This is a genomic window from Kitasatospora sp. NPDC001225 (genome assembly GCF_053597855.1).
In genome coordinates, this window is the sequence record NZ_JBSFJC010000289.1 from 1 (window position 1) to 3,730 (window position 3,730).

3 protein-coding genes and 1 pseudogene are annotated in these 3,730 nt (G+C 64.4%); all 4 read left to right on the forward strand.

The window, feature by feature from the left end; all coding sequences use genetic code 11:
* Positions 1-25 precede the first annotated feature (25 nt).
* The 4 genes and pseudogenes from trxA (at position 26) to ACWDCZ_RS39330 (ending at position 3,606) form a co-directional block, all read left to right on the forward strand.
* Positions 26-351 (forward strand): annotated as a pseudogene (gene trxA, locus ACWDCZ_RS39315) (thioredoxin).
* Positions 352-750: 399 nt separating this feature from the next.
* Positions 751-1,119, forward strand: a complete 369-nt coding sequence (locus tag ACWDCZ_RS39320) for a S24/S26 family peptidase (protein ID WP_384231952.1) — start codon at positions 751-753, stop codon at positions 1,117-1,119.
* A gap of 40 nt (positions 1,120-1,159) precedes the next feature.
* Positions 1,160-2,293, forward strand: coding sequence for an IS630 family transposase (locus ACWDCZ_RS39325; RefSeq protein ID WP_387976711.1), 1,134 nt, complete (start codon positions 1,160-1,162; stop codon positions 2,291-2,293).
* A gap of 875 nt (positions 2,294-3,168) precedes the next feature.
* Positions 3,169-3,606 carry a hypothetical protein gene (locus ACWDCZ_RS39330; protein ID WP_387976708.1) on the forward strand — a complete coding sequence of 146 codons (438 nt, stop codon included), beginning with the start codon at positions 3,169-3,171 and terminating at the stop codon, positions 3,604-3,606.
* Positions 3,607-3,730: the final 124 nt, after the last annotated feature.

Here is a 3,730-nt window from a genome sequence, read left to right on the forward strand (position 1 = left end):
GCTTGTGACATGTGAGGAGACCGTTGTGGCTGGCGCCACCGTTACCGTGACCGACGAGACGTTCACCGCCGAGGTGCTGGGCAGCGACAAGCCCGTGCTGGTCGACTTCTGGGCCACCTGGTGCGGCCCGTGCCGCCAGATTGCTCCCCTCCTGGAGCAGGTGGCGGCCGAGTACGGCGACAAGATCACCATCGCCAAGCTCGACGCCGGTGCGAACCCGAGACGACCTTGAAGTACGACGTGCTGTCGCTGCCCACAATGCACGTCTCCCAGGGTGGTGAGATCGTGCAGACGATCACCATCGCCAAGCCGAAGGCTGCATTGCTGCGTGACCTCGCCGCGCTCCTCTGACCGGCGTCACGGACGGCTTTGGACAGTGGCTCAGCCCTCGCGGGCTGGGCCGCCGTCGTACTGTCTGTTGGTTCGGACTCTTTGGTCTGCGGTTCTGGATCACGAAATTGATCCAGAACCATACTTAACCGTCGCTGACAGTATTTGCCATGTTCCAGCGAGGACTCGAGTTGGCGAAGCCGGCTTTAGGAGAGCTGTGCTCTATCCCCTGATGTCCTAGGGGGGGCTTGTCGAGATCCTTGCCGGAAACCCGCACACGAGTGTCCGACTTTGGAGGAACAAGTTCCCAGGTCAGGCGAGATGTGAACTAGTGCCGCATCAGGCAACGTTCGCCTCGCTGATGGAGCGCGGAGGAGTAAATCGGTGGGGTGATGCAGGGGAATCTGCCACGATCATCGGGTGGGTGCATTGGATGCAGTGGCAGGCAGGGTTGCTGGCGGGGCCACCGTGACGTTCCGGCCCAGCGGCTCCTCGATGGTCCCGCTGATACGTAGTCGGCAGCAGGTGATCGTTGCCCCGGTCGACCCGTCGAAGGTGGAGGTCGGAGACATCGTCCTCGCCCGTGTCGCCGGGACGGTCTACTTGCACTTGGTGTCGTCCGTGGACCTCGCCAGGAAGCGGGTGCAGATCAGCAATAACCGTGGCCGCGTCAACGGCTGGACCAGCCACGATCGTGTCTTTGGTATCTGTGTGGCAGTCGACGGTGTCACTCGGTCTGGAGTTGAAGGCAAGGCGCTCGCGGCAGCCGACTCTGGTGATCCCTCCTGAACCTGACGCTTCCGGCGGCATCGGCCGCCAAGCTATGCGGGTGGCAGAACGAGTGCGTGTTCGCGAGATCGATGACGACGAGGGCCAGCGGTTACTGCGGATAGTCCGCAGAGGCACGGGCTCCGTGGTGACCTGGCGGCGCGCCCAGATGGTGCTGCTCTCCGCCCAGGGTATGCCGGTTGCGAAGATCGCGGAGGTGTCGTTCACCAGCGCGGACCGGGTCCGGGATGTGATCCACAACTTCAACGCGGACGGCTTCGACTCGCTCTACCCGAAGTACCGGGGCGGACGACCGAGGACGTTCACGCTGCCCGAGCGCCGGGAGATCAAGAAGATCGCCAAGTCGAAGCCGGCGGAGCACGGCCTGCCGTTCTCGATTTGGAGCCTGGCCAAGCTGGCGGACTTCCTGGTCGCCGAGGGGGTGGTCGACGACATCAGCCACGAGGGACTTCGGGTCCTGCTCCGCGAGGCGGGCGTCTCGTTTCAACACGTGAAGACCTGGAAGACCTCCCGCGACCCGGACTACGCCTCGAAGAAGGCGAGGGTCGAGCACCTGTACGCGATCGCCGACGGTGAGGTCATACCTGAGGACGGCGAGCCCGAAGTCATCTACTGCCTGGACGAGTTCGGACCGCTCAACCTCCAGCCGCACCCGGGCCGACAGTGGGCCGAACGCGGCGGCCGGCACAAGGATCCCGACCGCGATCCCCGCCCGCGCAGGCGGGCGACCTATACCCGCCCGCACGGGGTCCGGCATCTGTTTGCCGCCTACGACCTGGCCAAGGACCAGCTCTACGGGCACGTCAAGAAGACCAAGAACCGCTCCAAGTTCCTGGAGTTCTGCCGCTACCTGCGCTCGCTGCACCCCGCGGACGTGCGCATCGCGATCGTCTGCGACAACTACTCACCGCACCTGACCACAAAACGCTGCCAGCGGGTCGGGACGTGGGCCGAGGCGAACAACGTGGAAATCGCATACACCCCGACCAACAGCTCCTGGCTCAACCGGATCGAGGCCCAGTTCACCGCCCTGCGCTATTTCGCCCTCGACGGCACCGACCACACCAGCCACAAGGAACAGAGCAGCATGATCCGCCGCTACATCATCTGGCGAAACCGCCATGCCAGCGATCGGCGCCTACGCGCGGTCGTTGCCAGGGCAAACGTTGCCTGATACGGCACTAGAACGGGGACGGCCGGGGCTGGAGGACAACAGACGGCGATTTGCACCGCCTCCGGCCCCGCACGCGAGTCCGCGATCTCGGGGCCCGGCTCAGACCGACCTCGTCACCGATCGGCACGCCGCAGGACCATCGTCAAGACCCAGCGCAACAAGCGGCCACTCGTCAACCTTCGGTGAGATCGCTCAACCTTCGGTGCGACAGGACACAGACGGTACATGGAGGGTGAGGCCGACCCGGGGCGGTCCTTGGCCAACCGACAGAATCTGTTGACCTGCAGTGACGCTTCCTCGGCGACGTGGGCCTTCCCGGCTCTCCAAAGATCGTTTCCCGCGTCGATGCCGGGGTCGCCTTCGGTGTCTCCAGCGGCAGGCGCCGATGGGCCGGCGACGGACGCGGCAGCGGCGGCGGCCGACCCATCGGTCGGAACGAGCCGGACGAGATGATCTCGTCACCGTCGGGGGATCTTAATGGAAGGCCCGAACCGGTTGGTCAGGATGGTGGGCTGCGCTGTTGGCGTCGCTGCGGCACCGTTCTGGGCCACGAGCCGATCGCCCCTGTCGAGAGCATGCGTTGCCGTGGCCGCCCGATTACGATCGACTGGGAAGCAGTCGTTCCGGAGAAGCGATTTGCATTCTGGAAGCTGAGCCACCGTCGCACGGATCTCGTCGCGGCGACAAAAATTTTCCGAAGGAATCCTAGACCTTCATCGGGGTCCGGCGAGCGCCCTGCAGTGGGAAAGGCTTCTCTGCGCCCAATCGCGGGATACTCCGAGAAATTTGACGTCCCGTCCCCGAGTGCCGCACCGCTCGCGTCAGACCTTCCGCCAGATCGAACCTCACTACACCTCACGTCGAAAGAGAAGCGCATGGCATCGAAATGGACGTCCGTATCGAAGCTCTCAGTAGTGCTTGAGACCGGCGAGCAGCGGGGTGCGATATACGCCTCCAACAAGCCCGACGAGATCGGCGTGACGGTCACCGTGCAGCCGACCGACGACGACGGGAATCCGATCACCGACAAGGTCGTTTTTGGGAAGGGTGGCGTGGCGCTGATCGACTATGTCGACGAGTCGTCAATGCCTTCCGCGGGGGGCGACAAGATCAACTGGTGGTGCTCGGACAACAAGAGCGTGACCCAGACGGGAAGCGGCCTCTTCCAGGTGAAGTACACGGCATTCCGCTCGAGTGCTGTGAATCTGCATGCGAAGTCGATCGGCGTCTCGGTGACGACCGAGTCCGGAAGGTGCATCTACAGCTCGATGAACGGGACCTTCCACAGTTCGGTCGTGATCGAACCCCGGTAATGGTCCGGCGTGCGGGTCCGTTCCGGTCACCCCCGGTGTGACCGGGAGCGGCTGCGGTCCCCCGTCGAGGGAAAGGTTCTCGGCCCGCAGGCCCCGGATCCGTCCGGCCGGCGGCATCGACTAC

What these genes read in the sequence shown, in the direction of transcription:
- ACWDCZ_RS39330 (WP_387976708.1), top strand. Translation starts at nt 3,169, where the DNA reads ATGGCATCGAAATGGACGTCCGTATCGAAGCTCTCAGTAGTGCTTGAG.